We start from the raw sequence: 26,837 nt of genomic DNA, 5'->3' as shown, positions 1-26,837 counted from the left end.
ATGAGTATTAGCTTTAATTTAGAAGGTAAAGTGGCACTTGTCACTGGTGCTAGTCGTGGTATTGGACGTGCAATTGCAGAAACATTGGTACAAGCTGGCGCGGTTGTCATTGGTACAGCAACCAGTGAGAAAGGCGCTGCAGCGATTCAAGAGTATCTTGGCGACAAAGGTTTAGGTCTTGTGCTTAATGTCACAGATAGCGAATCTGTTGCACAATTATATAGCCAAATTAAAGAAAAAGCTGGCGATGTTGATATTCTCGTGAATAATGCAGGTATTACACGTGATAATTTATTAATGAGAATGAAAGACGATGAGTGGCAAGATATCATTGATACTAATTTAACTTCATTATTTAAATTGTCTAAGCCTGTGATGCGATCTATGATGAAAAAGCGTTTTGGGCGTATCATCAGTATCGGATCTGTTGTTGGTACTATGGGTAATGCTGGCCAAGTCAATTACTCTGCCGCTAAAGCCGGTTTAATAGGATTTACTAAATCTCTTGCAAGGGAGGTTGCATCTCGTCAAATAACAGTTAATGCTGTTTCACCTGGATTTATTCAGACTGATATGACAGATGAGCTGACACCAGAGCAGCAACAGGCTATTATGTCGCAAGTTCCGATGGAACGTTTAGGGCAAGCGCAAGAAATTGCCAATGCAGTATTGTTTTTGGCCTCAGATTCAGCCGCTTACATCACAGGTGAAACACTGCATGTGAATGGCGGAATGTACATGGTTTAAGGACGATTGGTAGGAAACTACCTTCATTTGAGTCAGAGTTAGAAGCAGGGTATATTTATTTTTTGTGGTTAGACCACAAAATCTAAGCTTGCAATGTTATCTAAATCGAATAAACTACTCGCAATCTTACGCAAGTGCGTAATTTGAATAGGAAAGAGAACTAATGAGCAACATCGAAGAACGTGTAAAGAAAATCATTATTGAGCAACTAGGTGTTAAAGAAGAAGACGTTAAATCTGCTGCTTCTTTCGTGGACGATTTAGGTGCCGATTCTCTGGACACAGTTGAATTGGTTATGGCTCTAGAAGAAGAGTTTGATACCGAGATCCCTGATGAAGAAGCTGAAAAGATCACTACTGTTCAAGCAGCGATCGATTACGTTTCTAAGAATCAGTAATCCAAAATTCACAGAGAAAGGCGGCATTTATTGTCGTCTTTTTTTGTTTCTGGCACTCTAAGAAAAAGTAAGCAGTCATAGCTATTCATTTAAAACGCCTGTTCTAGTAGGTTAACCTCTCTTTATATTTCTCCTTCCGGTTAATCGCCGTTGCTAGATTCATTGGCATTGTACATTCAGAATAAAAGGTGAAAATCATGTCTAAACGTCGTGTTGTTATTACAGGTCTAGGATTAGTGACTCCAGTGGGTAATGATGTCGAATCATCCTGGAAAGCGTTACTTGCTGGTCAAAGTGGTATCGAGCCTATTACTAAATTTGATGCTACAGAATTCAGTACTCGCTTTAGTGGTTCTGTTAAAAACTTTGATGTTGAACAATATTTAACTAAGAAAGATGCCCGTAAAATGGATTTATTTATCCAATACGGCATGGCTGCAGGTATTCAAGCCATGAAAGACTCTGGCCTAGACATGAGCCTAGAGCGACCAGATCGTGTTGGCACCGCAATAGGTTCTGGTATGGGCGGAATGCATTTAATAGAGCAAAATCATAGCGCTTTACTCAAAGGTGGTCCCCGTAAAGTTTCACCATTTTATGTGCCTAGTACTATTATTAATATGATTTCAGGCCATTTATCAATTATGTATGGCATGACAGGTCCTAATTTTGCCGTCACCACTGCTTGTACAACAGGTGTTCATAACATTGGTTTTGCAGCGCGTACTATTGCTTATGGTGATGCTGATGTGATGGTTGCAGGCGGAGCTGAAGATGTTACTAGCCCATTAGCTGTTGCCGGCTTTGGTTCTGCTAAAGCGCTATCCACTCGTAATGATGATTATCAAGCCGCCAGTCGCCCATGGGATAAAGACCGCGATGGTTTTGTTATTGGTGATGGTGCCGGTGTGTTAGTGATGGAAGAGTATGAACACGCCAAGGCTCGTGGTGCAAAAATTTACGGCGAACTTGTCGGGTTTGGCATGAGCGGAGATGCATTTCACATGACATCTCCTCCAGCAGATGGTGCGGGTGCCGCTGCGGCAATGGTTAATGCGATTGCTGATGCTGGCATTACTAAAGAGTCGATTGGCTATATTAATGCTCACGGGACTTCGACACCTGCAGGCGATAAAGCCGAAGCTGCGGCGGTTAAGTCGGTATTTGGTGCACATGCCTATAACTTGCTAGTCAGTTCCACTAAATCAATGACGGGTCATTTATTAGGGGCTGCTGGCTCTGTTGAAGCAATTATTACCTTGCTGGCGTTACAAGATCAACATATCCCACCAACAATCAATCTTGATAATCCTGATGAAGGTTGTGATTTAGATTTTGTTGCTCATACTTCACGTAAACATCAATTTGATTACGCTTTATGTAACTCATTTGGATTTGGTGGCACCAACGCGTCATTGTTATTTAAGAAAATCTAATTCACTTGCGAATGGTATTTATATAAAGGGAAGATGATGTCTTCCCTTTTTTGTATGATAAATCTTAATATGGCTAATTAACCATTCCTTTGCCTAGTTTATTTAGCGTAAACTGACAAAATACATTTTAGAGGATTAAATATATGGCCGGTATAGACAGACAGCTGACATTACGTTTTTTAGCTGAGCCTGCAGATGTGAATTTTGGCGGCAAAGTTCATGGCGGTGCGGTAATGAAGTGGATCGATTTAGCCGCTTACGCATCTGCTGCAGGTTGGAGCGGAAAGTATTGTATTACTGTATACGCCGGTGGTATTCGTTTTGTTAAACCTATTCATGTGGGTAACATAGTCGAAGTGACCGGTAAAATTATCTATACAGGCACAACATCTATGCATGTGGCGATTGATGTTAAAGCAGGCGACCCAAAATATTCAGAACGTCATTTAACAACCCATTGCATTGTGATTATGGTTGCGGTTGATGATGCTGGTAAACCGACAGATGTACCTGAGTGGATCCCCAAGACCGAGGATGACATTCGTTTACGCGATTCAGCATTACGGTTAATGGACATGCGTAAACGCATTGGTGCAGAGATGGAAGCCCACGTAAAACCAATCGTTGAGTAAATATTAATTATATATCGGAGAAGTTATGGCTAAGGTTGCATTTTTAGGTTTGGGTGTGATGGGGTTTCCTATGGCAGGTCATTTAGTGAGCCAGGGGCATGAGGTGACTGTGTACAATCGTACACAGGCTAAATCAGATCTATGGACCCAAACTTACCAAGGTAAATCTGCTCCGACACCTAAAGCTGCTTCAATGGGTCAGGATATTGTCTTTACCTGTGTGGGTAATGACGATGATTTACGTCAGGTTGTTTTAGGTGAGCAGGGTGCTATTCATGGTATGCATGCTGGCACTATTTTAGTTGACCACACGACAGCATCCGCTGACGTTGCCCGTGAAATTTTTGCAGTGTTAGCTGCCAAAGACATTGCCTTCTTAGATGCGCCTATTTCAGGCGGTCAAGCAGGGGCCGAAAAAGGCATGCTTACAGTCATGATGGGTGGCGAACAGGCTACTTTTGATGCCGTTAAACCTGTTATTGCTGCTTATAGTCGCTGTGCTGAGTTATTAGGGCCGGTTGGTTCAGGACAACTAACTAAAATGGTCAATCAAATTTGTATCGCAGGTGTGGTTCAAGGTTTGGCAGAAGGATTACACTTTGCCAAAAGTGCTGGTCTTGATGGTTTGAAGGTGATTGAAGTTATTAGCCAGGGAGCCGCACAAAGCTGGCAAATGGAAAATCGCTATAAAACCATGTGGCAAGGCGAGTATAACTTTGGGTTTGCTATTGACTGGATGCGTAAAGACTTAGGTATAGCACTTGATGAAGCTCGACGTAATGGATCGACTTTGCCTGTGACTGCACTGGTTGATCAATTCTACGCTGACGTTCAAGCGATGAAAGGTAATCGATGGGATACTTCAAGTTTATTAGCACGTCTAGAAAAAAATCGTTAATAGTCTATTGAAATACATAAACAAAAAAGGACTGCTATGATGCAGTCCTTTTTTATGGCACTAGGTTTTTACTAGATGTCCGTTGGCTCGACTACAATGTGTTCTAATTCTACTGCCGCAACAGTATGTAGCGCATCCATAGCTGCGCCAACAAGGCTTATCATGCCTTTAGATGACTCAACTAATACCGCACGTTTAATTTCGCTATAATCTCTGTTGTGTCTTATCAGGTTTGATAATGCCATCTGCATTGGCTGCATTGATGGATTAAATGCTGCGTTCTCGGCGTATCGACCGCAAAAAGTAGCGCCGTCATGGGTTTCTAACACAACTGCAGCATGACAATGAGTGTAAGGGGCATAACTTAACCCTACTTGATCTAACGCTTCGATAATGACAGGATCATTTGACTCTAATGCAAATTCAATATGGCTTTTTGACAATAATGGGCGGGTCACATTCAAGTCTGCTGGCCCAAAAGCATACGGTAAGTAATGGCTCAATGGCGCAGTTGCTTGACCCGGTAAGTGAATATTGATTTTACTGCCATCAACAAGTTCGTTGATGAATTGACGGCAATGACCACAAGGGCTGAAATTAACAACTATGTCCATTATGTGTGTTTCGCCACACAGCCATGCATGGCTTATAGCACTTTGCTCAGCATGAACAGTGTGAAACAGTGCTTCTCCAGGTAACTCAAGGTTGGCTCCCATATAAATATCGCCACTGCTGCCTTTTACAATTGCGCCAACATAAAACTGGCTAAGGCTTGGACTTGCTAGTGCTGCTGCTATGGGTAACAAAGCCATTAAAAGATCTTGTTCATTTAATTGGCTTGTGGTCATTAAATTTGATAATTGAATGGCATTAATATGACCACCGAAATCATCACTTAATAATGGCACTAAAGCTGTTGCAAGTGGCTTTGGCAGTTGATTGATACCATCTATAAATCGATTTTGCATTTTCCCTTATCCTTAAAATAAAAAATGTCATATTTGGGCTTAAGCTTATGACTAAAATGAATAAACTAAAGTGATTGTAAGTATTCATACAGGGCTTTTAATAGCTTTTGTTTGTGTTCATTGTCGCTGGTTTCTTCAACTAAGTTTTCGAGACGCATCACATAATCGGCATTCATTAACTGCTCTTGGCAGTATTCACGCCACTTAAGGCTTTCTAGGTGGCTTAATGTATGTGGGTAATTACGGGCTCGATAACGAAATAGCATGGTATTAATACGAGGGTCATCAAACTGTAATTCCAATGCAGCTAAATTCTGCGGTTGAGTATGGCTTACTATGTCTATTTTGGTTTTATCAGCATGACTGAAAAAACCGCCACTGTAGAGCATTAAGTCAGGATTGGTTATCGCTGGCCTATCCGATTCTATTTCAAATACAGCATTTAATTTCTCACGAATATCGCTTGATTGTTTTAGGCGTTTATATTGCTCTCGGGCGAAGGCTTTATCCACATTTAACCGCAGTGCTACATCATCATCTAATAACTTAGCTGAGCCAATAAACGGACATTTATTAATGTGAATTTGCTTAATAGGGATAGGCAGTTCACCTGGTGCTAAATCTTCGCGTGAAGTATACATTCTAGCTTGAATTTCTTCAGCCGTTAATGTCAATAAAGGTGAGATATCCATGGATAAATTGATACAAATAACGGCATTTTTATTAGTCGGATGAAAAGTCACTGGGGCAATTAATGTGGTGCAGCCATTGAGTGCGCTAATTTTAGAACTCACATGCACCAAAGGCTGCATTTTTAAAACATCAATTTGATCACTTACAGCCTGTTTACGGCGTAACTTAAAATAATAGTCATATAATTTAGGCTGCTGTTGTTTTATTAGCTTAGCCATAGCGATAGTTGCGTATACATCAGACATGGCATCATGGGCTTTTTCATGGCTTAAGCCATTGGCAACAGTTAATTGCTCTAATTTGAAGCTAGGAGAGCCATCTTCCTTTGTTGGCCAACTAATGCCATCAGGACGAAACGCATAACAGGCTCGAACGAGATCGATTAAGTCCCAGCGTGAATTCCCCTGTTGCCATTCCCGTGCGTATGGGTCGATAAAGTTACGATAAAAACCATAACGGCTGACTTCGTCATCAAAGCGTAAGGAATTGTAGCCGACAACACAGGTATTAGGTTGGCTGAATAATTCATTAATACGCTTCATGAACTCAGCTTCAGGCATACCCTTACCATTAGCCAGTTGTGGCGTTATTCCGGTGATTAATATCGCTTCTGGCGAAGGTAAATAATCGGGCGCAAGCTGGCAATAAAAGGTTTCTGGCTCGCCGATAATATTTAATTCAAGATCCGTGCGGATCCCGGCAAACTGACAAGGGCGGTCTTTGGCTGGATTTGCCCCGAATGTTTCATAATCGTGCCAAAATAAAGTGGGTTGTATTGCATCAGCCATAATGAAGTTTCTTGCTAAGTGATTTTATTATCTTAGCATTAATTCTGGTTAGGTTAAGTGCTTGTTGATTTATCAATTGAATGATTGCTAGTTTAATATGCAGATAATACGATGTCAGCCGATAACATTCGCAAATCATAATGTAAAAAGGATTTTTTTGAATGCACCAGCATATTTTTAGTCATCCCAATGTGATTCAAATAGACCATCCAACTCTGATTACGGTTCGTTTATTGGACAATATTGATGATTTACTGGTTTTGGCTTCTTTAACTAACCCATTATTCGAAATGATAGTGAGCCAAGTAGCAGGTGTTGAGGCTACGTTAATTGTTCGCCAGCAAGCATTTGTGAATATTGACTATCAACCAACGCATTGTATTGCTGAACAATATGATGTCAATCGCCTGATTGGCCAAGGTGTTAGGCTCTACTCTAGAATGGCCGTAGCCCCTAGGGTATGTATTGAACAGTTGAAAGCAGGTATTGAGATCATCATTCAAGCTGACGGTAAGATGTTTTTTAGTGCTGTTGAGCAGGGTAAGTTTGAATTAATCCCACTAGAGCATGATTTACGATTATTATGCGAGCCACAAGTGTTGGTTGTTGCTAAAACTATTTTAGGGCAAAAACCTAAGCACAGTGAATCTACGGCAGCACTTGCTCTACACATTAGTGAATTGGAGCAGGTTAGGCGTGATATTGCAGGTTATATGCGTGGTGAATCCGGAAAAATTCACCCAGGTGTGTCGACTGAACTGTTAAAACTAGATCATTTATTGCAAAATAAACGTCAATGGCTTTTACGTACTTATCATCAGTCTTTAGAGCGTCCTAGTTTATCTAGGGCTGCAAATGAAGCTTCATTAGATATCGAAAAGCTACAGCAAAAACTAGAATGCTATAACATACTGGCTCCTTTTGATGTCACTGAATTAGTTAATCAACTATCAGATGATGAAAACTAACAACTTATTAAGAATTATTGATGTCGTATATCTGTCCTATTTGTCAGCTTCCTTTAGCTCAAAATCAAACGAAAACCTGGTATTGTACAAACAATCATCAATTTGACACGGCTAAAGAAGGCTATGTGAATTTGTTACCAGTACAAAAAAAGAAATCGAAAGATCCTGGCGACAATAAAGAAATGATGTTGGCTAGACGTGAGTTTTTGAATAAAGGACATTATCAAGCGCTCAGTGATAAAGTGAATCAGTTAGCGAGTGAGTACCAGCCACTGGCAAAAACCATTTTAGATATTGGCTGCGGGGAGGGGTATTACAGCCATCGTTTAATTAATCAACTTTATCAGACACAAAGTGATTGCCAATTATGGGGATTAGATATTTCTAAAATTGCAATTAAATATGCCGCCAAAAAATATCCAGACATGAACTTTTGTGTGGCGAGTGTATTTGAAATGCCATTTATTGAAAATAGTTTTGATTTAGCTATTCGCATTTATGCGCCATCTAAAGTAGAAGAGCTACAACGAGTCATCAAACCTGAAGGGATACTAATTACTGTCTCTCCTGGTCCAAAACATCACTTTGCTATTAAACAAAAAATTTATGAAAAACCCAGACTCCACCCACAAGAGTCATTAGTATTGCAAGGTTTTGACTATCTTGGTCAGCATAGTCTTGAGTACATGCTGTCATTAACAGATGAAAGTGATATTGAACATTTACTCAATATGACACCTTATGCCTGGAAGTTATCCTTAAGTCAAAAGCAACAGATGGCAGAAGAAGGGCTTAACTGTGAATTAGATTTTAAAATCGAAGTACATAAGCGTCATAGTGTTGCAGTGTAAACAGAGTAAATACACCAATAACTTATTGATGAATTTAGATAAACAGAATTAAGTTAAGTAGTAATTAATTAAGCCATGGTTATCATGCCTGTTGACTTATTCTTAAAATGGTTTATAGTTTACATAGCTTGAAGGTTGGACTTATTTTTTGTGTTTCAATACGACCAGTTTCGTCCTGTTAACATAAGTAATACCGGCATTTTCCAGCGTTACCGCCGTTTAGGCTTTATTTTATATTTACAGGATTTATATCATGTCTCAAGTTACTGGTGTTGTTAAGTGGTTCAACTCTGACAAAGGTTTCGGATTTATCGAGCAAGAGTCTGGTCCAGACGTATTCGTTCACTTCCGTGCAATCAACTCAGACGGTTTCAAAACTTTAGACGAAGGTCAAAAAGTTTCTTTCACTGTGACCCAAGGTCAGAAAGGTCCTCAAGCTGAAAACGTTTCTTTAGTTTAAGCTATAATATTTCACTTAGGTGAAATGGACTTAAAGCTGTGGCATTTGCCGCAGTTTTTTTTTGCTTTTTTTTAGGAAAAAATAAATATCATCGTAAGTATAATTTATCCCAATATGATAAATTTTTTGCATCAATTGAAATGATAACTTATAAATTCAGATATATAAAAAGCCGGTTAACTGAACAGTTATCCGGCTTTTTTGTTCGTACTAGACAGAATCAAACTATGTCCACAAAAACAGCTTCTAGGTTGCGTGTTGAAACTCAGAAGAGAACAAGGTGTCTTCTAATGTACGTCCCTTCATAATGGACTTATATTGCCATTGATGTTGAGCTAATAAACTGAACAGTTGTTGTTCTAAGGTGAAATTAGATTGAGTGGGGTATTCAATAATAAATTGATTATTAGCACTTTGACTGACTTTAGTGATAGCAGTTAACCCAAGTAGAGCATGATGCACCGCCGCCATATCAGCCTTTTTCATAATTAATGTTAGGTAATCAACATCTTGCGCCGTATGTATCGATAATGACTGTTTAAGCTGGCCTCTTTCTAAATAAATTACCTGATCACACAATTTCTCTAATTCATCCAAATTGTGTGAGCTAATCACAAACGTGGTACGTTCAGATTGGTCTCTAACAATTTCACGAATTTTCTTAGCATTAGCTGGATCAAGGCCGGCAGTTGGTTCATCTAGTAACACCAATTTAGGCGAGCCGATTAAAGCCTGGGCAATCGAAACCCGTTTACTCATACCATGACTTAAGCTTTTCGGTTTTGCTTTAGCCACATTAACTAAATCTACCAACTCTAAGACGCGCATAGCTTCTTGCTTTGCTGCTTTACCTTTCATCCCCTGAAGTTCAGCAAATAATTTTAGTTGACTAAAAATAGAACTGTCCGGGTCTAGTTGCGCATCTTGTGGTAATGCAGAAAGCAGGCCTTGTAATTTAGGGCTACCAACGGGCTCGCCCAAAATAGTGACTTCCCCTGCACTGGGTTTAATATAACCACACAAAATGCTAAAAAGAGTCGTTTTCCCCGCCCCATTAGGGCCAACGAGTGCAATGGGGGCACCAGCAACCAATGATATATCAACTTTATCTAAGACAGGCTTACCGTTATAGCTTTTACTGAGCTGCTTGCAGTGTATTAGATTCATAATGCGCTCCTTTGCATAACAATGCGGCCTATGATTAATATGGCCACAGTTTGTAACAATGGAATGGGAGTGAAGGCAAATGCAGCTAAACCTTGGGTATTAACCATGTCAGATAATTGCGAACCCGGCAGTAAGTAACTGACAACGTCAAAACCTGGCAATTGAACATTGATTAAGGTAATTACCAGCGAGACAATAATCCATAAAATAACGGCGAAGATACTTGCCTGACGTGCACTATTGGCAATAATAGACAATAGCGCCATCATGGCAATGTAAGGTAATACAACAATCAATACACTGGCAAAAATAATCAAAGCTGTGTTGATTGCAGGAAATAGTAAGCTACTGTCTCTGCTCATAATTAAAGCAATAGCGACGATTAACGTCAGTACAATAAGTAATGATTGAATCAATACTTGACCTATAAATCGCCCTAAAAATAAGCTGTTACGGCTAACTCTTAAACTGATAAAGCGTAAAGTCCCCCGCTGTTTATCTGAGCTAAATTGGTCTGCCGAGATAAAAATACTGAATAATGGGAACAAATATAGCGCAGCAACCCAAAAGACAGCAAACTCTGCAACCTTCCAATTAAACAATTGGTCAAGTGTAGTAGGGCCAAATACCGCCGCCATAAATTCTTTAAAGCTGGGTTGCATAATAATGCTAGCGGCTTCTTTAACAGGGAAAATTAAAATAATACTCCACACCATGATAAAGGCGATTAATGCAATTATCCCACTGCGGCTACTGAAACGCTTTGTCAGTTCGAAACGAGCAAGCAGCCAGATATGGGAAAGGGCTGATGGAGATGATATTGCTGTGTTATTCATAAAGATCCTTTAGTGATTAACGCCCGTAATTAACTAAACAAACGATAAAACTTGCTAAAACGATGGTAATAATTTTGCTAATGCAGTTTCTAGTGCCTCTATTCGTTGTTCTAATTCAGCTATTTTATTATCTTGGATAGAGTTTTGCTTTACTTGGGCTGAGACTTCTAAGTTCGCCGTACTATTGGCTTGGTGATCTTCTATAGAGGTACTGAATAACTCAATGTAACGACAATCTCGTTTACCCACTTCCCGAGCAAGCTGTGCAATAAAAGGCTTATCTTGTTTTGCTCGCGCTATCAAAATTGATTCCACTTGAGCAACATCTGAAAATTCATGTAAGCGATTGGTACGTGTTTTTAATTCACCTGGTGTTTGAGCGCCTCTTAACAGTAAAACACACACTAATGCATATTCGGCTGAATTAAGCTTTAAATCGCTAAATTCGGTATTACAAAAACGGTGTTTATATTTAATGACTCTGCTGCCAAAACCTGATTGTTCACTGATTAACCGCTTTTTATTCAAACCATCAATGATAATCTGCACTTCAGATTCAGTTAATGACATTACCGGTTCACGGCTACTTTTTTGATTACAGGCTAAGGTTATTGAGTTTAGGGATAAGGGATATTGCTCGGGAGTGGTGATTTCTTTTTCCATCAAACAGCCAATCACTCTGGCTTCTAGTGCATTTAATTCCATTGATGGTGTTCCTCAAAATAAAAAAGCATGAAGATGTTATAGCATCCTCATGCTTGTTTTAACAATGATATCAATGTAATCGGTTATCTAACGTACAATAACAGAGGGTTTATCTATTAAACCAGACGGATACCGTCTTTCTCGATAGTAATTTGTCCACCTTTGAATAAGCCACCAATGGATCTTTTAAAGGCTTTCTTACTCATAGCCAATTGTGCATAAATAACGTCGGCGTCTGTTTTGTCGTGCAAAGGTAAAAAACCATCTGCTTTGGCAAGTTTATTCATAATTTGAATCGCTTGTTTATCCAGTTCTTGTTGAGAACCTTTTTGAAGTACTAGGTCAATTTTACCATCACTGCGTAATGTTTTAATAAAGCCTGTGAGTGTTTGACCAAAACGTAATTTTTGAAAAACTTCATTTTCATAAATAACGCCCCAATGCTTATTATTGATAATCGCTTTAAAGCCTAAGTCGGTTGAACCACCGATAATCAAGTTTACTTGCTCGCCAACTTCATAATCTGCTGGAGTTTTATCTAAAAACTTATCAACTTTAGATGATGCAACTATGCGCTCGTCGGCCTTATTGGCATGGACGTACACTAAATATGAACGGCCTTCTTCGATTGTTTTGTGCTGCTCACCAAAGGGTAAGAAAAGATCTTTATCCAGACCCCAATCTAAAAATGCGCCATACTCGCTAAGAGCTGCAACCTTTAAATAGGCAAACTCACCTATCTGTGCGAAAGGTTTTTGTGTGGTTGCAATCACTTTATCTTCAGAGTCTAGGTATAAAAAAACATCAATGTTTTGACCAATTTCATATGTTTTAGGAACAAACTTTTTCGGAACTAACACTTGGCCAAGTTCGAGGGCATTAACATATATACCAAAACTGACTTCTTTAACGACTTCGAGTGAATAGCTTTTTCCGATTTGTATCATGTGAATCTCTATCTGTTGGGGCAAAATAATAGGTGAATATTGCAAATATTCAAAGGCCATTAGTATACACGTTTTTTAAAATTATGAGTGATTTTAGATTAAGAGTGAGCCGATAATAGAATTACATCGTATTGGGTCAAAATTCATCAGTGAAGAGAAAAAGAATCTAGGCTTTTTATTAATACAAAAGCTTATTCTACTTGCATTGAAGCACAATGCGCGGTTTAATTGCGCCGCTTTTAAAGGCTCAAGTTTTAAGGTTTAACACACTGACTGATAAGTCTTTATGGCCTTGTAAAAATAGACTTAAGTATTTATGCGGTTATGGATCATAAGTATTCACTTATGCGTTTAGTAAACTTAGACAAGCGTTTGTATTGTCGCCCTAGAATTGATATGTGCTAGGCAGTAAAGCGGCAAATAAAGTACGTATAGATGATAAAAGTGTCACTAAATAACTATAATTTAGCCGACAAAGTAAAAGCTTATCATCTACTATACATCTCATAATGTGCTAACGTTATGATGATTTTATTCACAAGCCATATTACGTCAGAATGTGATTTTGATGTGGTAGGGGAAATACGGAAAATAATTATGTCTGATTGGTCAATTGAAGATGCTCGTGCTGGCTATAATGTCACTCATTGGAGTCACGGCTTCTATGGTATTCGTGAAGATGGGGAAGTGACTGTATCACCTAACCCAAGTCAACCCGATCATAAAGTTGCATTAAGTACTTTAGCCAAAGATTTGGTTAAAGAGGGTGTGTCATTGCCTGTGCTGGTTCGTTTCCCTCAAATTCTCCACCATCGTGTAGAGAGCTTATGTGAGGCATTCAATGATGCTATTCAAAAATACGAATATCAAAATGATTATTTATTAGTTTACCCGATTAAAGTTAATCAACAGCAAACTGTTGTTGAAGAAATTTTAGCGAGCCAAAAGTCAAAAGAAGTTCCGCAGCTAGGTTTAGAAGCCGGTAGTAAGCCTGAGTTAATGGCTGTATTGGCAATGGCTCAAAAAGCCAGTTCTGTGATCGTCTGTAATGGCTATAAAGATAAAGAATATGTGCGTTTAGCACTTATTGGTGAAAAGTTGGGCCATAAAGTTTACATCGTGCTAGAAAAGATGTCTGAACTGCTTATGGTACTAGAGCAAGCCAAGTTATTAGGTGTGACACCACGTTTAGGTCTACGTGTGCGCTTAGCATTCCAGGGCAAAGGCAAATGGCAAGCTAGCGGCGGCGAAAAGTCAAAGTTTGGTTTGTCTGCTGCGCAAGTACTTAAAGTACTCGAGCAATTAAAAACCGCTGATATGCTTGATTCATTACAGCTGTTGCATTTCCATTTAGGATCGCAAATTGCCAATATTCGTGATATTCGCCAAGGTGTGGGTGAAGCGGGTCGTTTTTATTGTGAACTGCGCGAATTAGGCGCTAAAATTGATTGTTTTGACGTCGGCGGTGGCTTAGCTGTCGATTATGATGGCACGAGAAGCCAAAGCAACAACTCAATGAATTATGGTTTAAATGAATATGCGAACAACATTGTTAACGTATTAACTGATTTGTGTAATGAATACGAGCAGCCAATGCCGCGTATTATTTCAGAGTCTGGCCGCCATTTAACCGCGCATCATGCAGTATTGATCACTGATGTTATTGGCACAGAAGCTTACATGCCAGAAGTGATTGTTGCGCCTAACGAAGATGACCCTCAGTTGTTACACAATATGTGGCAATCATGGGAAGAAATCAGTGGTGGTCAAGATCAACGCGCCATCATTGAGATTTATCATGATACCCAAAGCGACATTGCTGAAGCACATTCGTTATTCGCTGCTGGTCAGTTTACTTTGGCCCATCGTGCTTGGGCTGAACAAGCTCATTTACGTGTTTGTCACGAAGTGAAAGGTCTATTAAGTAATAATAACCGCTATCACCGTCCAGTGATTGATGAATTGAATGAAAAATTAGCTGACAAGTTCTTTGTTAATTTCTCTTTATTCCAGTCATTACCGGATGCTTGGGGTATCGATCAAGTGTTCCCTGTGCTGCCTTTATCTGGCCTTGATAAAGCACCAGAGCGCCGTGCGGTTATGCTGGATATTACCTGTGACTCAGATGGCATTGTTGATCAATACGTTGATGGTCAAGGGATTGAAACTACATTGCCTGTGCCAGCATGGAGTGCGGAAAGTCCGTACTTAATCGGCTTCTTTATGGTGGGTGCATACCAAGAAATTCTTGGTGATATGCACAACTTATTTGGTGATACTAACTCTGCAGTTATTCGTTTAGATGAAAACGGACTGACTAACATCGAATCAGTACTACAAGGTGACACAGTTGCTGATGTATTACGTTATGTAAACCTAGATGCCAATGCATTTATGCGTACATTTGAAGAGTTAGTAGAACAGCATATTGCACCTGATGAGCGTGTAAGTACTCTTGAAGAGCTTCAAGCTGGTCTAGACGGTTACACTTATCTTGAAGATTTTTAAGATTAATTTATGTAAATCTTAATCAGTAAATCATTGAAGAAAAGGCTTAGTTATGAATAATGACTAAGCCTTTATTTATTTTCAATCAATTGAGTTATGTGTGATTAATATGTTTTTTGAAGGTTCAGAAAAAAAGTAGCGTTATGCGTTGATCCGAGTTTCGGTTCACTTCGTGCTTTGCCGTTATCTTTCTGGGAACATATTGTCAGTTTAGCCAAGGCAGATATCCTGTCACATATTAACAATGATCAATGTGATGCGTACTTGCTCAGTGAGTCCAGTTTGTTCGTGTGGGACCATCGGGTGGTAATGCTAACGTGTGGCTTATCGACATTAATCGATTCAGTGAGTGCGTTAATTGATAAAGTGACTGAAGATAAGCTGACATTCATTAGCTATCAACGTAAAAATGAATATTTAGCTCATTTACAGGCCAGCACGTTTATAGATGACATTGATACCTTAAGGCTTCGGGTTCCTGGCACCGCTTTTCGAGTCGGTCATTTAGATAATCATCATCACTTTTTATTTAGCAGTGATAAAAGTTGCCAAATTATGTCACAGGATAAAACCTGCGAATTACTGATGTACCACATTAGTGGACCGGTGGCAGACTATTTATGTACTGAGCAGCAAACAGTAGCTGAGATATATAAACTGTTATTGCTAGATGAGCTTTTTGCAGACTTTGAGTACGATGCACATGTGTTTACTCCGCTTGGTTTTTCAATCAACGGCATTAAAGATAATTTTTATTACACATTACATATTACGCCACAAGAGCAAAGCTCTTATGTCAGTTTAGAAACTAATGTAGACCTTGAGCAACATCAATCTGATATAGCGTCAACCCTGTTAGCAATATTGAAGCCAAGAAGTTGGGATACTATAGGATTCAATACCGAGATAGCCGCGGCAATAGAACCTAAAAATATATGTGTAGGGCATTGCTCATATCCAATTAAGCAAGGTTATAATGTGATTTTCAGCCACTATCAGCAGACTTGTGCTGAATTATTGAGCCCTGAGTTTTTGTAAGTTAGCCATTTGGAGAGTGTATTGCCATTTTCGTAGCAAGCCTTATTATTCCATATGTCTAAATGCTGACTTAAGTGCGCCAGTGTACTGATGTATACCTCGTTTGATATTGAATGTTTTGACAGTGCCAGTACCTTCAGTGTCCAGTTGAATAACCAGCGATAAAGCGATGAAAGTCATTTACGTTCTACATCGAATGAATATAGTTAGTCTAGATTCGGCTGCAGTTGCACCATGTTAAGAATCATTGGATATCTATTACTTGGCAGCTGCTACGCTTAGTCTTTAAATACCACATGTTTGGGCTTAAGCCATAAGTTTAGTTAACCAATTTTTTTGATACAAGCCTGCATGAAGTAGGTTTTATCCTATAAGGGGAAGGTATGAGCGATTTAAGTGATATTCGTCGGGAGTATACTCAAGGTGGATTACGCCGCGCTGATTTACCGATAAATCCGATGGATTTATTTGAAAAGTGGCTCTCACAGGCCAAGGATGCCAATTTAACCGATCCTACCGCTATGTGTGTTGCTACCGTTGATGAAAATGGCCAGCCTTTTCAGCGCATCGTATTGCTTAAAAAATTTGATGATAATGGATTTATATTTTTTACTAATCTGGCTAGTCGCAAAGCAGAGCAATTATCAACCAATAATAAGATAAGCTTGTTATTTCCTTGGCATCCTTTAGAGCGACAAGTAGCGGTTATTGGTCAAGCTGAGCCATTATCTATGATTGAAGTCGCTAAATACTTTATGAGCCGACCTAAGGACAGCCAAATCGCTGCTTGGGTATCTAAACAGTCTAGTAAAATTTCTGCTCGCCAAGTTTTAGAAGGTAAGTTTACTGAAATGAAGGCTAAATTCGCTCAAGGCGAAGTCCCGTTACCTAAGTTTTGGGGAGGATACTTAGTGCGTCCACAAAGTATCGAGTTTTGGCAAGGTGGAGAGCATAGATTGCATGATAGGTTTATTTACAGTCAATTGCCTGAGTCAATTTGGCAAATTGATCGTTTAGCACCTTAGTGAGGACGAGCTATGCAAGCTAAGATTTGGGTGGACGCCGATGCATGTCCTAATCCAGTAAAAGAGATGCTGTTTAGAGCCGCCGAGCGTAAATCGATTAACATTGTCTTGGTAGCGAATCAGATGATTAAAATACCAATATCTCCTTTCATTAAGATGATCCGAGTCAGCTCTGGCTTTGATGAAGCAGATAATTATATTGTCGAGCAACTTAATCAAGGTGATTTAGTGATCACAGCCGATATCCCGCTTGCTTCAGATGCAATTGAAAAAGGTGCTTTAGCTATTAACCCTAGAGGCAATGTCTATACAACTGAAAATATCAAGCAAACAGTCACTATGCGTGATTTTATGGAGGAGATGCGCAGCAGTGGTGTGCATACCCAAGGCCCTAATACTTTTTCACAAACAGATAAGCATGCATTTGCTCAATCGTTGGATAAATGGTTAGTTAAACAACGCTGATCTATACTTATTGTGTTATAAACTCGCAAAAGGATTTTAAGATGAAACTATGGTTATCGTTAATGGTGCTAGGATTACTGTCTAATCAGGCTTTAGCAAGTGATTGGAAGGTGAATAATAGTCAGTCTACAGTCAGCTTTATATCAATTAAAAAAGCTGACGTGGGAGAGGTTCATCGATTTAAACAAATAGAAGGTGTTCTGAGTGATTCTGGTGGATTTAGTTTAACAATAGATTTAAGCAGCGTAGATACCGGAATTAGTGTTCGCGATGACAGAATGCAAGGCTTGTTATTTGAAGTTGCTCAGTTTCCAAAATTACAACTGACAGCCAATATTAACCCAAAGCTCATAAGTGATTTAAAAGTAGGCGAAACGTTAACCACCCAAGTAGATGCTAAAGTTGCGCTCCATGGTGAGCAGCAAGTTTTACCTTTCAATGTGGTGGTCGCTAAATTGTCAGCGACTAAAATGTTAGTGACAAGTTTAATGCCAGTAGTTGTTCACGCTGGAGATTTTAATTTAGTATCAGGGGTTGAAAAGTTACGTGATATCGCCGGACTAACCAGTATCAGTTTAGCGGTTCCAGTGTCTTTTGTGCTAACCTTATCACAGTAGATCAGGCCTAATGATATCGTTAATGCTGAAGTAATATCATTAAATAGGTTATCAATTGTTTGGATAACCTAGCTTTACCAACACATAGTTATCCAGTTTTTCGGAGTTCAGATGGTTACAGATAAAGACGGTTATACGCATTTAATTCAGTATTTAACTGAACATTTAGGGTTATTTGAAACCTTTGAAAATAATGTCTTGGCGTCTGAAACCGTTTTAGAGTTATTTGAGGAACAGTTATCAGCTCAAATCATCATGGTTTGTGGTCAAAATCCGCAACTATCATTTGCTCAACGCAATATGGTTATTCGAGAAATTGATGCGATTGTTTATGATTTAGAAGAGATATTAGCTAAAGTTGCTGATCAGAATGCCACTCCTGAACAAAGCATATTTATAACCGAATTTTCTGGTTTAATTAAGAATTTGTTCGACCAAGAAATTGATAAAATACTGCATTAATTTTTTATAGTTTAATATTTATTGTTGGGAATAAACATGTTTAAAAGCATAACCTTGCTTGTTGTATTTTGTTTGAGTTTGTCTTTTGCCAATGCGACAGAAAAACAAATTTTAAAACAAAAGGAAGTGATGACTGTTGCGCAGTCGGGTTTAATGTATAAAGCGCGAATGGATACCGGTGCAGTCAATTCGTCTTTACATGCTGTCGATTTAGAGATTATCGGTGGTGCGGCGAAAAAAATGAAACATAACATTGGTAAAATGATCGAATTTACCACTGAAAATGAACAAGGTGAGCAAAAGCGTTTACAAGCTGAAATTCTTAAAACCTCAACGGTGAGAAACTCTCAAGGTATTGAAACACGTTACATGGTCAAACTTGAAATTGGTTTTCCTGATGCGTTAAAAACGGTCCATGTCAATTTGCGTGACCGTAGCCACATGAATTACAAATTGTTAATAGGACGCAACTTTCTCAAAGATGACTATATAGTCGATATATCAGGAAAGAAGATTGATAATATTATTGGCCCAATTGCCAAGTTAAACATAAAACAAGCTAGTCTAATGTTCAAAACACGTATTGATACTGGAGCAGGTCAAAACTCACTCCACGCAATCAATATTCGTATTGAAGAAGAAGATAAAAGTGATATGAAAAACAACATCGGTAAGATGGTGACATTTACTACCGAGAATGAGAAAGGTAATGCCGTTGATATTCGCACTAAAATTTATGGTAAAACGCTTATCCGTAATGCACAAGGGTCTGAAATTCGTTATAGGGTTCGTTTAAGTGTTGGTGAACTAGGGCAGGAATATTTAGTTGACGTCAATTTAACTGATCGTAGTGAAATGGGTCATAAATTATTAATTGGCCGTAATTGGTTACAGGACACCTATATGGTAGATGTTTCTAAAGAGAGTCTTTCTCAGATTTAATATAAAAGCCTTAGCGTAAGCGCTAAGGCTTTTTTGTACGGGTAGATAAACCTTTGACCAACTCCTTCAAATAGCTTATCAGATGTTTAATCAGCACTTCACCGTAATAACCTCTGCCGATTAAATACTTATCTAACAGTTCGTTGTATTGCTAACGACGTTATATTAACGTGCTTTGTATTCCAAGCAAACGCTCAGTTTACTAAAAAATAGGTTTAACCTATTGAATCAGCATTATTTGATGCAATTTTTAACAGACCTGTTGAGGTTAAATTGCTAACATAATGTCGTAGGTCTTACTGATTGCACCGCCTTACGGTCACAGAGCGTATTTGAACTTAAATAAGTGTTTAACTCGTTTATTTTATTAGTTTTTTATGAACTGATAAATAAAAAAGGCGCCGCAGCGCCTAGATTAAACGTCTACTTTACTATGCTATAGCTGTGTTTTTAGGTTCAGCTAGCACAAGCTCAAATACTATAATTTCAAACCTACCAATAATTGATCTAGTTGTTCAGCAGTAGCGTGTAATTCATCACAACCAGATACTGACTGATTAGCTGACTGCTCTACATTATGTGACTGATTACGGATTTCCATTAAATTGGTTGCTATTTCGTTGGCAACAGCAGATTGTTCATCCGCTGAGGTTGCAATTAACACACTCATTTCAAGTACACGATGACTATGGTGAGCAATATTATTCAAATCTTCGCCGGTTTGAAGAACATGCTTCTTACCTTCACTGGCCTGCTCAACGGTACGAGACATGACTTGAGTTAAATTACGAGTACCTGATTGAAGCGCTTCAATCATAGTTTTAATTTCCACTGTGGCAGCTTGTGTTCTACCTGCTAGAGTACGTACTTCATCTGCAACCACAGCAAATCCTCGTCCTTGCTCACCAGCACGCGCAGCTTCAATGGCGGCGTTAAGTGCGAGTAAGTTAGTTTGTTCGGAAATAGCGTTAATAGTGGTGACCACAGCGTCAATTTTACTGGCATTGTCATTCAATATTCCGACAGCATTGGACGCTTGACCAATTTCTTCCGATAAAATATCAATTGCATGCACTGTGGTTGCAATATCTTTTGAGCCTGCGGCCACTTGATTATTGGTCTCTTCAGTTTCACTCGAAGATTGCTCTGCATTGCGGGCAACTTCTTTTACTGCAGCCGTCATTTGTTCCATGGCTGTGGCCAATGAGTCTAAATGTTCTCGCTGATCCACAGCCATCGCTTGGCCATCTTGGGCTGTGGTTCTAAAACCTGACACAACGGTGCGAATTTGTTCAGTGGCTTGGGTTATTTGCTTAACCAAAGTGTGCTGACGATCGACTAAGGCATCAATACTGATAGCAAGTAGACTGAATTCATCTTTTACTTCAAAGAAATTAAGTCTGCCGGTTAAATCACCGCTAGCTGCACGTCTTAAAGCCATTACCGTGGTATATAAAGCGCCGCCAACAAAGGTTGAAATGTAGTAAGCAAAGGCAGCAAGAACAGCCAATAATACCACCATCATTATATAAGCTAAGTTAGCATTGGTATTGTTATGAGCCAGCTGCTGTGATGATATCTCACTCACTATAACCTTGTTATGGTTATTAATACCACTCACGATTCGGGTGATATTATCTTGTTCACTAATTCCACCACCTTGCTGTGCAAGCACCTTCAATCGGTTGTCTAGATCATCAATACTGACTATTTGACTAGTATTCGATAACTGAGTTTTTAACTCATTACGCTTGCTTTCGTCAATTAAGTCATAGGCGCTTTCCATGTAATCATTGGCTTGCTTAATGAACTGCAATTGATTGTTATTATTTGTTTTTTGTAAGTTATCGGCATGAAGGTTATTTAAGAAAAGCGTTAAACCAATAATCATCAACATGGGTACAACCGCTAAAATAGTAAACTTTGTTTTTAAGGTCATATGGATAAGATATTGATCTATCCATCTAAATTTAACTTCTTTCATCAGTGCCTCTTCTTATTTTTGACTATGAACTCAGATAAAAACCATCTCAGGTAAATAAGTACCTAAATTAAATAAGTAGTTAGGTAAGTACATAGTTTATCGGGGTGAAAAAGGTAAACTTTAATACATAAAGCTTTTTTCAGTGTTACCTGATTAATTTATCTACTTTTCAATCAGACTGGTTGAGTTGCAGCAATGATATAATGCTAATTGCACCTTTTATTATAGTAAAGCTCTATTGATAATATTCACGATAAATTGACCATTAATCCTTAACGTCGTCAGGCTGAGTTGTTTTAAGCTAATAAACCTGAGTAAAAGCTTATAATTACCCTTAAAAAGCCTAGTAATATGCTGGCTGCTAACGTAAAATTTATCTCTTTTATTTTAATTGATGGGTAGTGCCTTTAGAATGATCTAAAAGGTGTTATCAACATCTTGCCGTTATGTTTAATGGTAAAAATCGCATTAGTAATGCCCAGATGCAGTGGATGAATAAATGCAGCAGTTAACAGAGATCGTAGAACAAGCCTTGGCGGTGATAGAGCAGGCCAGTGATCTAAAGGCATTGGATGATATCCGTGTCGACTACCTTGGTAAAAAAGGTCAAATCACTGACATGATGAAAATGATGGGTAAATTAAGTGCAGAGGAGAAACCTGCATTTGGTCAAGCCGTCAATCTAGCAAAACAAGCAGTCCAGCAGAAATTATCTGAACGTATTGATGGCTTAAAAGCATCAGAGTTAGCCACTAAATTGGCCGCTGAACAAATTGATGTCACTTTACCAGGTCGTACCATTGATAACGGCGGATTACATCCAGTGACCCGCACTATTGATCGTATCGAAACCTTTTTTGGTGAGCTTGGGTTTACGGTTAAAGATGGTCCTGAAATCGAAGATGATTTCCATAACTTCGATGCATTAAATATCTCAGAACATCATCCTGCTCGTGCGGACCACGATACGTTTTATTTTAACCCTAAAGTGATGTTGCGTACGCAAACATCTGGGGTTCAAATTCGTACTATGGAGCATGAAAAGCCACCATTACGTATTATTTCACCGGGTCGTGTATACCGTAACGACTATGATCAAACCCACACGCCGATGTTTCATCAGGTAGAAGGGTTGATGGTTGCCGAAAACGTTAACTTTGCCGAATTAAAAGGCATATTGCATGATTTTCTACGCAACTTTTTTGAAGAAGACTTGCAAGTGCGTTTTCGTCCTTCATATTTCCCCTTCACAGAGCCTTCTGCTGAAGTGGATGTCATGGGTAAAAACGGTAAATGGTTAGAGGTGTTAGGCTGTGGCATGGTGCACCCAAATGTACTTCGCAGTGTCGGCATAGATCCTGAGAAATACTCTGGTTTTGCTTTTGGTATGGGCGTTGAGCGTTTAACTATGTTGCGTTATGGCGTAAATGATTTACGTGCCTTCTTTGAAAACGATTTACGTTTCCTTAAGCAATTCAAATAACGGAGCAACAAAGCGATGAAATTCAGTGAATCTTGGCTTCGTGAGTGGGTTAATCCATCAGTAAGTCGTGACGAATTATCACACCAAATTACCATGGCCGGCCTTGAAGTGGATGGCATAGACCTAGTAGCTGCTGCATTTAGCGGTGTTATTGTGGGTGAAGTTGTTGAGTGTGGCCAGCATCCCGATGCTGACAAATTACGCGTGACCAAAATTAATGTCGGTAGCGATGAGTTAATTGATATTGTTTGTGGCGCACCAAATTGTCGTTTAGGATTAAAAGTTGCTGTTGCCATGGTTGGCGCAGTATTGCCTGGTGATTTTAAAATTAAGAAAGCCAAGCTGCGGGGCCAGCCGTCAATGGGTATGTTGTGCTCTTACAGCGAGTTAGGTATCAATATTGAAAGTGATGGCATTATTGAATTACCGCAAGATGCACCAATTGGTCAAGACGTTCGTCAGTACTTAGATTTAGATGATGCAATTATTGATGTTGACTTAACCGCTAACCGTGCCGATTGTTTAGGCATGGCAGGTCTTGCACGTGAAGTGGGTGTATTAAATCGTCAAGTAGTGACAGAGCCTACCTGGAAAGCGGCTGAAGCAACCATTGACGCGCCGATAGCTATTAACGTGCAGGCAAAAGAAGCCTGTCCACGTTATTTAGGTCGTATAGTAAAAAATATCAACGTAAAAGCGGCAACGCCTCTATGGATGCAAGAAAAGTTACGTCGTAGTGGTATTCGCTCAATTGATCCCATTGTTGATATTACCAATTATGTATTAATTGAGTTTGGTCAGCCAATGCATGCATTTGACTTGAATACCTTAAATGGTGCAATCAACGTGCGTTTAGGCGATGGTGTGGAAAAGCTGACGTTATTAGATGGTAATGAAATTACTGTGCCTAATGACACCTTAGTGATTGCTGATGATAAGCAAGCCGTAGCCTTAGCCGGAGTATTTGGTGGTGAAGCAACGGGTGTGACTGATAGTACTCAAGATATCTTATTAGAGTGTGCTTTTTTTGCACCTCTAGCGATTATGGGTAAATCACGTCGTTTAGGCTTACACACAGATGCCTCACATCGTTTCGAGCGTGGTGTTGACCCACAGCTGCAACATAAGGTAATGGATCGTGCTACACGCCTTGTATTGGATATTTGTGGTGGTGAAGCTGGGCAAGTAATTGAAGCGGTGGCCGTTGAACATTTACCAGCAGCAGCTAAAATTACATTACGTCGCGGTAAACTAGATAAAACCTTAGGCCATCCAATTCCTGATGCTGATGTAGTTGATATTTTACAGCGTTTAGGATTCAGTGTTGAAGCCGTTAATGATACTTGGGTTGTCACTACAGCGACTTACCGTTTTGATATGGCAATTGAAGAAGATTTAATTGAAGAAGTTGCCCGCATTTATGGTTATAACAATATCCCTAATACAGCGCCGCAAGCTGCATTAAGTATGTCTGATCATACTGAAGCTAACATTCCACTCAAACGTGTTCGTAACATGCTGGTGGCTCGCGGGTTCCAAGAAGCAATTACTTACAGTTTTGTTGACCCCAAAATGCAAGCCCTTGTTCACCCAGAACAAGACACGATGATTTTGCCAAATCCTATTTCGACAGAAATGTCGTCAATGCGTTTGTCTATGTTTACCGGATTATTGTCAGCGGTGGGCTATAATCAAAATCGCCAGCAAAGCCGTGTACGTTTATTTGAGACCGGTTTACGCTTTGTGCCTGACACAAACTCAGATGCTGGCGTCCGTCAACAAGCTATGATTGGTGCGGTCATTTCCGGTGCTCAAAATGATGAACATTGGTCAATGGAATCTAAGTCTGTAGACTTCTTTGATTTAAAAGGTGATTTAGAAGCAATAATCGGCTTGACAGTTGCCGCTTCTGAATTTAGTTTTAAAGCAGCTACTCATCCTGCGCTGCATCCAGGACAATGTGCTGAAATATTAAGAAATAATCGAGTCATTGGTCATATTGGTGCTATCCATCCTAGCTTGGAAAAGCCTTTTGGACTTAATGGTAAAACAATTGTTTTTGAGTTAGAACTGGACGCATTATTACATGCCAGTTTGCCGCTAGCCCAAGCTGTATCTAAGTTTCCTGCTAATCGACGTGATATCGCAGTAGTCGTAGATGATCATATATCTGCAACCGATGTTATGAATTTGATAAGAAAAGTTGGCGAAAATCAGTTGGTTGGCTTAAACTTGTTCGATGTATACCTAGGTAAAGGTGTTGAACCTGGCAAAAAGAGCCTGGCAATCGCACTTACGTTACAAGACATTACTCGTACGCTTGAAGATAAAGATATCACTGAGACTATGGAATCAGTGGTATCGGCGCTAAAGACCGAGTTCAACGCATCGTTGAGGGATTAAAGTATGGCACTTACCAAAGCCGAAATGGCAGAACATCTATTTGAAACACTTGGCATCAATAAGCGTGTGGCTAAAGAGATGGTGGAGTCTTTCTTTGAAGAAATTCGTGAAGCACTCGAACATGGTGAGCAGGTCAAGTTATCTGGCTTCGGCAACTTTGACCTTAGGGACAAGAATCAAAGACCGGGACGGAATCCGAAAACTGGTGAAGACATTCCAATTTCTGCACGCCGTGTGGTGACTTTCCGTCCTGGACAAAAGTTAAAAGCACGTGTGGAAGCGGCTAACGCCGGTAAGAAATAAGTTCACTAGTTAAATTAGCTTATCTGCTTTACACAGTAAAAATTAAAAGAGCCACTCTGGTAGAGTGGCTTTTTTTTTGAATTTGCCGAATAAAATAGTCATGTTATTATTCTGCCGCAGATTTTTTCGATGAGGTTAATCTATTGGCTCGACAACAAAAGCATTTTGATACTCGCTTTAATGCAGGGTTATTACATCCACGATACTGGGTTACCTGGCTGGCTATCCTAATATTATCTTTATTTGGTATTTTACCGGCCTTTATTCGCGATCCCATTAGCCGTGTTTTAGCTAAATTAGTGATGCGTATTGCCACTAAGCCAATTGGCATAGCCCGGATCAATATTAGTCAATGTTTACCTGAATTGACCCCTGATGAAGTCGATAGCCTGATCCGTGACAATGTCGAAGCCTTTATCCTTATTTTATTATCGCAAGCAGAAATGCTGTTTCGTTCCAACGAACACATTAAACGTCGCGTTCAATTACAGGGTTTTGAAAATGTGACTCAAGCAAGAGCTGCAGGGCATCCGATTATTTTTATTATGCCGCATGTTTGGCCTATGGAATATGCAGGGCTACGAGTTAATATCGAAATACCTATGGTGACAATGGCAAAAGCCCACCGTAATGGGTTATTTAACTGGTTTAGTAACCGTTTACGCAGTAGCCAGGGTGGCCGAGTGTATATGCGTGAAGCAGGTATTCGAGCACTATTGTCAGAACTGAAAAAAGATAATAGCTTCTTTTATTTGCCCGATGAAGACTTGGGACCAGAACAAAGCGTGTTTGCGCCATTTTTTGGTACCACTAAAGCCACATTGCCCGTAGTAGGACGTTTAGCCAAAGCGGGTAATGCAAAAGTGTTTCCCGTTAAAATCGGCTATGATAAAAAAGCCATGGTATTTCATACCACGATATTGCCGGCATTAGATCCCGATAGTATGGTCACTAAAGAAGATGAATCTTTAGTGCTTAATCAAATTGTTGAGCAAGTGATAAAAGCTTACCCTGAGCAATACATGTGGTTTTTAAAAATATTGAAAACTCGTCCGCCGGGTGAAGCAGAGCTTTACTAAACTTAAACAATAAATATAACCAAGAGAGCAATCTA

At 39.4% G+C, this 26,837-nt stretch carries 27 protein-coding genes; 19 read left to right on the top strand and 8 right to left on the bottom strand.

The window, feature by feature from the left end; all coding sequences use genetic code 11:
• The 5 genes from fabG (at position 1) to ACRWQL_RS02545 (ending at position 4,110) form a co-directional block, all read left to right on the top strand.
• Positions 1–747: a 3-oxoacyl-ACP reductase FabG gene (fabG, locus tag ACRWQL_RS02565; protein WP_235085327.1), complete on the top strand. Its 747-nt coding sequence runs from the start codon at positions 1–3 to the stop codon at positions 745–747.
• Between the two features lie 163 nt (positions 748–910).
• Positions 911–1,144 carry an acyl carrier protein gene (acpP, locus tag ACRWQL_RS02560; RefSeq protein WP_011496723.1) on the top strand — a complete coding sequence of 78 codons (234 nt, stop codon included), beginning with the start codon at positions 911–913 and terminating at the stop codon, positions 1,142–1,144.
• Positions 1,145–1,341: 197 nt separating this feature from the next.
• The gene (gene fabF, locus ACRWQL_RS02555; RefSeq protein ID WP_434925925.1) at positions 1,342–2,580 is read left to right on the top strand and encodes a beta-ketoacyl-ACP synthase II; all 1,239 of its coding nucleotides are present in this window, start codon (positions 1,342–1,344) and stop codon (positions 2,578–2,580) included.
• A 143-nt stretch (positions 2,581–2,723) separates the two neighbouring features.
• Positions 2,724–3,212, top strand: a complete 489-nt coding sequence (locus ACRWQL_RS02550; protein WP_226410177.1) for an acyl-CoA thioesterase — start codon at positions 2,724–2,726, stop codon at positions 3,210–3,212.
• A 25-nt stretch (positions 3,213–3,237) separates the two neighbouring features.
• Entirely contained in the window at positions 3,238–4,110 is an 873-nt protein-coding gene (locus ACRWQL_RS02545) for an NAD(P)-dependent oxidoreductase (RefSeq protein ID WP_434925926.1), read from the top strand.
• Positions 4,111–4,181: 71 nt separating this feature from the next.
• On the opposite strand, the gene cdd is transcribed toward ACRWQL_RS02545, so the two are convergent.
• Both cdd and sbcB read right to left on the bottom strand, forming a co-directional pair.
• On the bottom strand, positions 4,182–5,078 hold the full coding sequence (gene cdd / locus ACRWQL_RS02540) for a cytidine deaminase (RefSeq protein WP_434952181.1): 897 nt from the start codon (positions 5,076–5,078) through the stop codon (positions 4,182–4,184).
• Positions 5,079–5,143: 65 nt separating this feature from the next.
• Positions 5,144–6,559: an exodeoxyribonuclease I gene (sbcB, locus tag ACRWQL_RS02535; protein ID WP_434952180.1), complete on the bottom strand. Its 1,416-nt coding sequence runs from the start codon at positions 6,557–6,559 to the stop codon at positions 5,144–5,146.
• A 161-nt stretch (positions 6,560–6,720) separates the two neighbouring features.
• Here sbcB and ACRWQL_RS02530 point away from each other — a divergent pair, with 161 nt between their 5' ends.
• The 3 genes from ACRWQL_RS02530 to ACRWQL_RS02520 all read left to right on the top strand — a co-directional run bounded on the left by ACRWQL_RS02530 (position 6,721) and on the right by ACRWQL_RS02520 (position 8,838).
• Positions 6,721–7,527 carry a hypothetical protein gene (locus tag ACRWQL_RS02530; protein WP_434952178.1) on the top strand — a complete coding sequence of 269 codons (807 nt, stop codon included), beginning with the start codon at positions 6,721–6,723 and terminating at the stop codon, positions 7,525–7,527.
• 20 nt (positions 7,528–7,547) lie between these two features.
• Positions 7,548–8,378, top strand: a complete 831-nt coding sequence (gene rlmA, locus ACRWQL_RS02525; RefSeq protein WP_434952176.1) for a 23S rRNA (guanine(745)-N(1))-methyltransferase — start codon at positions 7,548–7,550, stop codon at positions 8,376–8,378.
• Between the two features lie 253 nt (positions 8,379–8,631).
• Positions 8,632–8,838, top strand: a complete 207-nt coding sequence (locus ACRWQL_RS02520) for a cold-shock protein (RefSeq protein ID WP_226410119.1) — start codon at positions 8,632–8,634, stop codon at positions 8,836–8,838.
• A 246-nt stretch (positions 8,839–9,084) separates the two neighbouring features.
• Here the strand turns inward: ACRWQL_RS02520 and ACRWQL_RS02515 are convergent, their stop codons facing one another.
• From ACRWQL_RS02515 to ACRWQL_RS02500, 4 genes are all read right to left on the bottom strand, one after another.
• Positions 9,085–10,005: an ABC transporter ATP-binding protein gene (locus ACRWQL_RS02515; protein WP_434925931.1), complete on the bottom strand. Its 921-nt coding sequence runs from the start codon at positions 10,003–10,005 to the stop codon at positions 9,085–9,087.
• Positions 10,002–10,841, bottom strand: a complete 840-nt coding sequence (locus ACRWQL_RS02510) for an ABC transporter permease (RefSeq protein ID WP_434952174.1) — start codon at positions 10,839–10,841, stop codon at positions 10,002–10,004. The genes ACRWQL_RS02515 and ACRWQL_RS02510 overlap by 4 nt, the downstream gene beginning before the upstream one ends.
• A 54-nt stretch (positions 10,842–10,895) precedes the next feature.
• Entirely contained in the window at positions 10,896–11,546 is a 651-nt protein-coding gene (locus ACRWQL_RS02505; protein WP_434952172.1) for a YceH family protein, read from the bottom strand.
• A gap of 116 nt (positions 11,547–11,662) precedes the next feature.
• Positions 11,663–12,493: a CvfB family protein gene (locus ACRWQL_RS02500; RefSeq protein WP_434925934.1), complete on the bottom strand. Its 831-nt coding sequence runs from the start codon at positions 12,491–12,493 to the stop codon at positions 11,663–11,665.
• 597 nt (positions 12,494–13,090) lie between these two features.
• Between ACRWQL_RS02500 and speA the strand changes: the two genes are divergently transcribed.
• Positions 13,091–15,001: a biosynthetic arginine decarboxylase gene (speA, locus tag ACRWQL_RS02495; RefSeq protein ID WP_434925935.1), complete on the top strand. Its 1,911-nt coding sequence runs from the start codon at positions 13,091–13,093 to the stop codon at positions 14,999–15,001.
• 177 nt (positions 15,002–15,178) lie between these two features.
• Complete coding sequence (locus ACRWQL_RS02490; protein WP_434952170.1) at positions 15,179–16,039, top strand: adenosylmethionine decarboxylase; 861 nt, start codon at positions 15,179–15,181, stop codon at positions 16,037–16,039.
• A gap of 45 nt (positions 16,040–16,084) precedes the next feature.
• Here ACRWQL_RS02490 and ACRWQL_RS02485 read toward each other — a convergent pair whose 3' ends face one another.
• A complete protein-coding gene (locus tag ACRWQL_RS02485) occupies positions 16,085–16,219 on the bottom strand; it encodes a hypothetical protein (RefSeq protein ID WP_434952169.1) in 135 nt (44 codons plus the stop codon).
• Between the two features lie 203 nt (positions 16,220–16,422).
• Here ACRWQL_RS02485 and pdxH point away from each other — a divergent pair, with 203 nt between their 5' ends.
• The 5 genes from pdxH (at position 16,423) to ACRWQL_RS02460 (ending at position 19,550) form a co-directional block, all read left to right on the top strand.
• A complete protein-coding gene (gene pdxH / locus ACRWQL_RS02480; RefSeq protein WP_434925936.1) occupies positions 16,423–17,064 on the top strand; it encodes a pyridoxamine 5'-phosphate oxidase in 642 nt (213 codons plus the stop codon).
• A gap of 12 nt (positions 17,065–17,076) precedes the next feature.
• Positions 17,077–17,529 (top strand): YaiI/YqxD family protein, encoded by a 453-nt coding sequence (locus ACRWQL_RS02475; RefSeq protein WP_434925937.1) that lies wholly within the window; start codon positions 17,077–17,079, stop codon positions 17,527–17,529.
• A gap of 41 nt (positions 17,530–17,570) precedes the next feature.
• Positions 17,571–18,146, top strand: a complete 576-nt coding sequence (locus ACRWQL_RS02470; protein WP_434952167.1) for a YceI family protein — start codon at positions 17,571–17,573, stop codon at positions 18,144–18,146.
• Positions 18,147–18,257: 111 nt separating this feature from the next.
• A complete protein-coding gene (locus tag ACRWQL_RS02465) occupies positions 18,258–18,608 on the top strand; it encodes a DUF3802 family protein (RefSeq protein ID WP_434925939.1) in 351 nt (116 codons plus the stop codon).
• Positions 18,609–18,644: 36 nt separating this feature from the next.
• Entirely contained in the window at positions 18,645–19,550 is a 906-nt protein-coding gene (locus ACRWQL_RS02460; RefSeq protein WP_434925940.1) for a RimK/LysX family protein, read from the top strand.
• Positions 19,551–20,028: 478 nt separating this feature from the next.
• Here ACRWQL_RS02460 and ACRWQL_RS02455 read toward each other — a convergent pair whose 3' ends face one another.
• Positions 20,029–21,534, bottom strand: coding sequence for a methyl-accepting chemotaxis protein (locus ACRWQL_RS02455; protein ID WP_434952166.1), 1,506 nt, complete (start codon positions 21,532–21,534; stop codon positions 20,029–20,031).
• A gap of 499 nt (positions 21,535–22,033) precedes the next feature.
• Between ACRWQL_RS02455 and pheS the strand changes: the two genes are divergently transcribed.
• The 4 genes from pheS to lpxM all read left to right on the top strand — a co-directional run bounded on the left by pheS (position 22,034) and on the right by lpxM (position 26,802).
• On the top strand, positions 22,034–23,017 hold the full coding sequence (gene pheS / locus ACRWQL_RS02450) for a phenylalanine--tRNA ligase subunit alpha (protein ID WP_226410107.1): 984 nt from the start codon (positions 22,034–22,036) through the stop codon (positions 23,015–23,017).
• Between the two features lie 15 nt (positions 23,018–23,032).
• Positions 23,033–25,420 (top strand): phenylalanine--tRNA ligase subunit beta, encoded by a 2,388-nt coding sequence (pheT, locus tag ACRWQL_RS02445; protein WP_434952164.1) that lies wholly within the window; start codon positions 23,033–23,035, stop codon positions 25,418–25,420.
• A gap of 3 nt (positions 25,421–25,423) precedes the next feature.
• Complete coding sequence (gene ihfA, locus ACRWQL_RS02440; RefSeq protein WP_226410105.1) at positions 25,424–25,723, top strand: integration host factor subunit alpha; 300 nt, start codon at positions 25,424–25,426, stop codon at positions 25,721–25,723.
• Between the two features lie 143 nt (positions 25,724–25,866).
• Positions 25,867–26,802: a lauroyl-Kdo(2)-lipid IV(A) myristoyltransferase gene (lpxM, locus tag ACRWQL_RS02435; protein WP_434925943.1), complete on the top strand. Its 936-nt coding sequence runs from the start codon at positions 25,867–25,869 to the stop codon at positions 26,800–26,802.
• Positions 26,803–26,837: the final 35 nt, after the last annotated feature.

It is taken from the genome of Shewanella sp. HL-SH4 (genome assembly GCF_051164845.1).
Taxonomy (GTDB): Bacteria; Pseudomonadota; Gammaproteobacteria; order Enterobacterales; family Shewanellaceae; genus Shewanella; species Shewanella glacialimarina.
This window is presented reverse-complemented; position numbering and strand designations above follow the sequence as displayed.

Bases quoted from the DNA above. Each gene is read 5' to 3' on its own strand.
- fabG (WP_235085327.1), top strand. From the start codon at position 1: ATGAGTATTAGCTTTAATTTAGAAGGTAAAGTGGCACTTGTCACTGGT.
- acpP (WP_011496723.1), top strand. From the start codon at position 911: ATGAGCAACATCGAAGAACGTGTAAAGAAAATCATTATTGAGCAACTA.
- fabF (WP_434925925.1), top strand. From the start codon at position 1,342: ATGTCTAAACGTCGTGTTGTTATTACAGGTCTAGGATTAGTGACTCCA.
- ACRWQL_RS02550 (WP_226410177.1), top strand. From the start codon at position 2,724: ATGGCCGGTATAGACAGACAGCTGACATTACGTTTTTTAGCTGAGCCT.
- ACRWQL_RS02545 (WP_434925926.1), top strand. From the start codon at position 3,238: ATGGCTAAGGTTGCATTTTTAGGTTTGGGTGTGATGGGGTTTCCTATG.
- cdd (WP_434952181.1), bottom strand. From the start codon at position 5,078: ATGCAAAATCGATTTATAGATGGTATCAATCAACTGCCAAAGCCACTT.
- sbcB (WP_434952180.1), bottom strand. From the start codon at position 6,559: ATGGCTGATGCAATACAACCCACTTTATTTTGGCACGATTATGAAACA.
- ACRWQL_RS02530 (WP_434952178.1), top strand. From the start codon at position 6,721: ATGCACCAGCATATTTTTAGTCATCCCAATGTGATTCAAATAGACCAT.
- rlmA (WP_434952176.1), top strand. From the start codon at position 7,548: ATGTCGTATATCTGTCCTATTTGTCAGCTTCCTTTAGCTCAAAATCAA.
- ACRWQL_RS02520 (WP_226410119.1), top strand. From the start codon at position 8,632: ATGTCTCAAGTTACTGGTGTTGTTAAGTGGTTCAACTCTGACAAAGGT.
- ACRWQL_RS02515 (WP_434925931.1), bottom strand. From the start codon at position 10,005: ATGAATCTAATACACTGCAAGCAGCTCAGTAAAAGCTATAACGGTAAG.
- ACRWQL_RS02510 (WP_434952174.1), bottom strand. From the start codon at position 10,841: ATGAATAACACAGCAATATCATCTCCATCAGCCCTTTCCCATATCTGG.
- ACRWQL_RS02505 (WP_434952172.1), bottom strand. From the start codon at position 11,546: ATGGAATTAAATGCACTAGAAGCCAGAGTGATTGGCTGTTTGATGGAA.
- ACRWQL_RS02500 (WP_434925934.1), bottom strand. From the start codon at position 12,493: ATGATACAAATCGGAAAAAGCTATTCACTCGAAGTCGTTAAAGAAGTC.
- speA (WP_434925935.1), top strand. From the start codon at position 13,091: ATGTCTGATTGGTCAATTGAAGATGCTCGTGCTGGCTATAATGTCACT.
- ACRWQL_RS02485 (WP_434952169.1), bottom strand. From the start codon at position 16,219: ATGACTTTCATCGCTTTATCGCTGGTTATTCAACTGGACACTGAAGGT.
- pdxH (WP_434925936.1), top strand. From the start codon at position 16,423: ATGAGCGATTTAAGTGATATTCGTCGGGAGTATACTCAAGGTGGATTA.
- ACRWQL_RS02475 (WP_434925937.1), top strand. From the start codon at position 17,077: ATGCAAGCTAAGATTTGGGTGGACGCCGATGCATGTCCTAATCCAGTA.
- ACRWQL_RS02470 (WP_434952167.1), top strand. From the start codon at position 17,571: ATGAAACTATGGTTATCGTTAATGGTGCTAGGATTACTGTCTAATCAG.
- ACRWQL_RS02465 (WP_434925939.1), top strand. From the start codon at position 18,258: ATGGTTACAGATAAAGACGGTTATACGCATTTAATTCAGTATTTAACT.
- ACRWQL_RS02460 (WP_434925940.1), top strand. From the start codon at position 18,645: ATGTTTAAAAGCATAACCTTGCTTGTTGTATTTTGTTTGAGTTTGTCT.
- ACRWQL_RS02455 (WP_434952166.1), bottom strand. From the start codon at position 21,534: ATGAAAGAAGTTAAATTTAGATGGATAGATCAATATCTTATCCATATG.
- pheS (WP_226410107.1), top strand. From the start codon at position 22,034: ATGCAGCAGTTAACAGAGATCGTAGAACAAGCCTTGGCGGTGATAGAG.
- pheT (WP_434952164.1), top strand. From the start codon at position 23,033: ATGAAATTCAGTGAATCTTGGCTTCGTGAGTGGGTTAATCCATCAGTA.
- ihfA (WP_226410105.1), top strand. From the start codon at position 25,424: ATGGCACTTACCAAAGCCGAAATGGCAGAACATCTATTTGAAACACTT.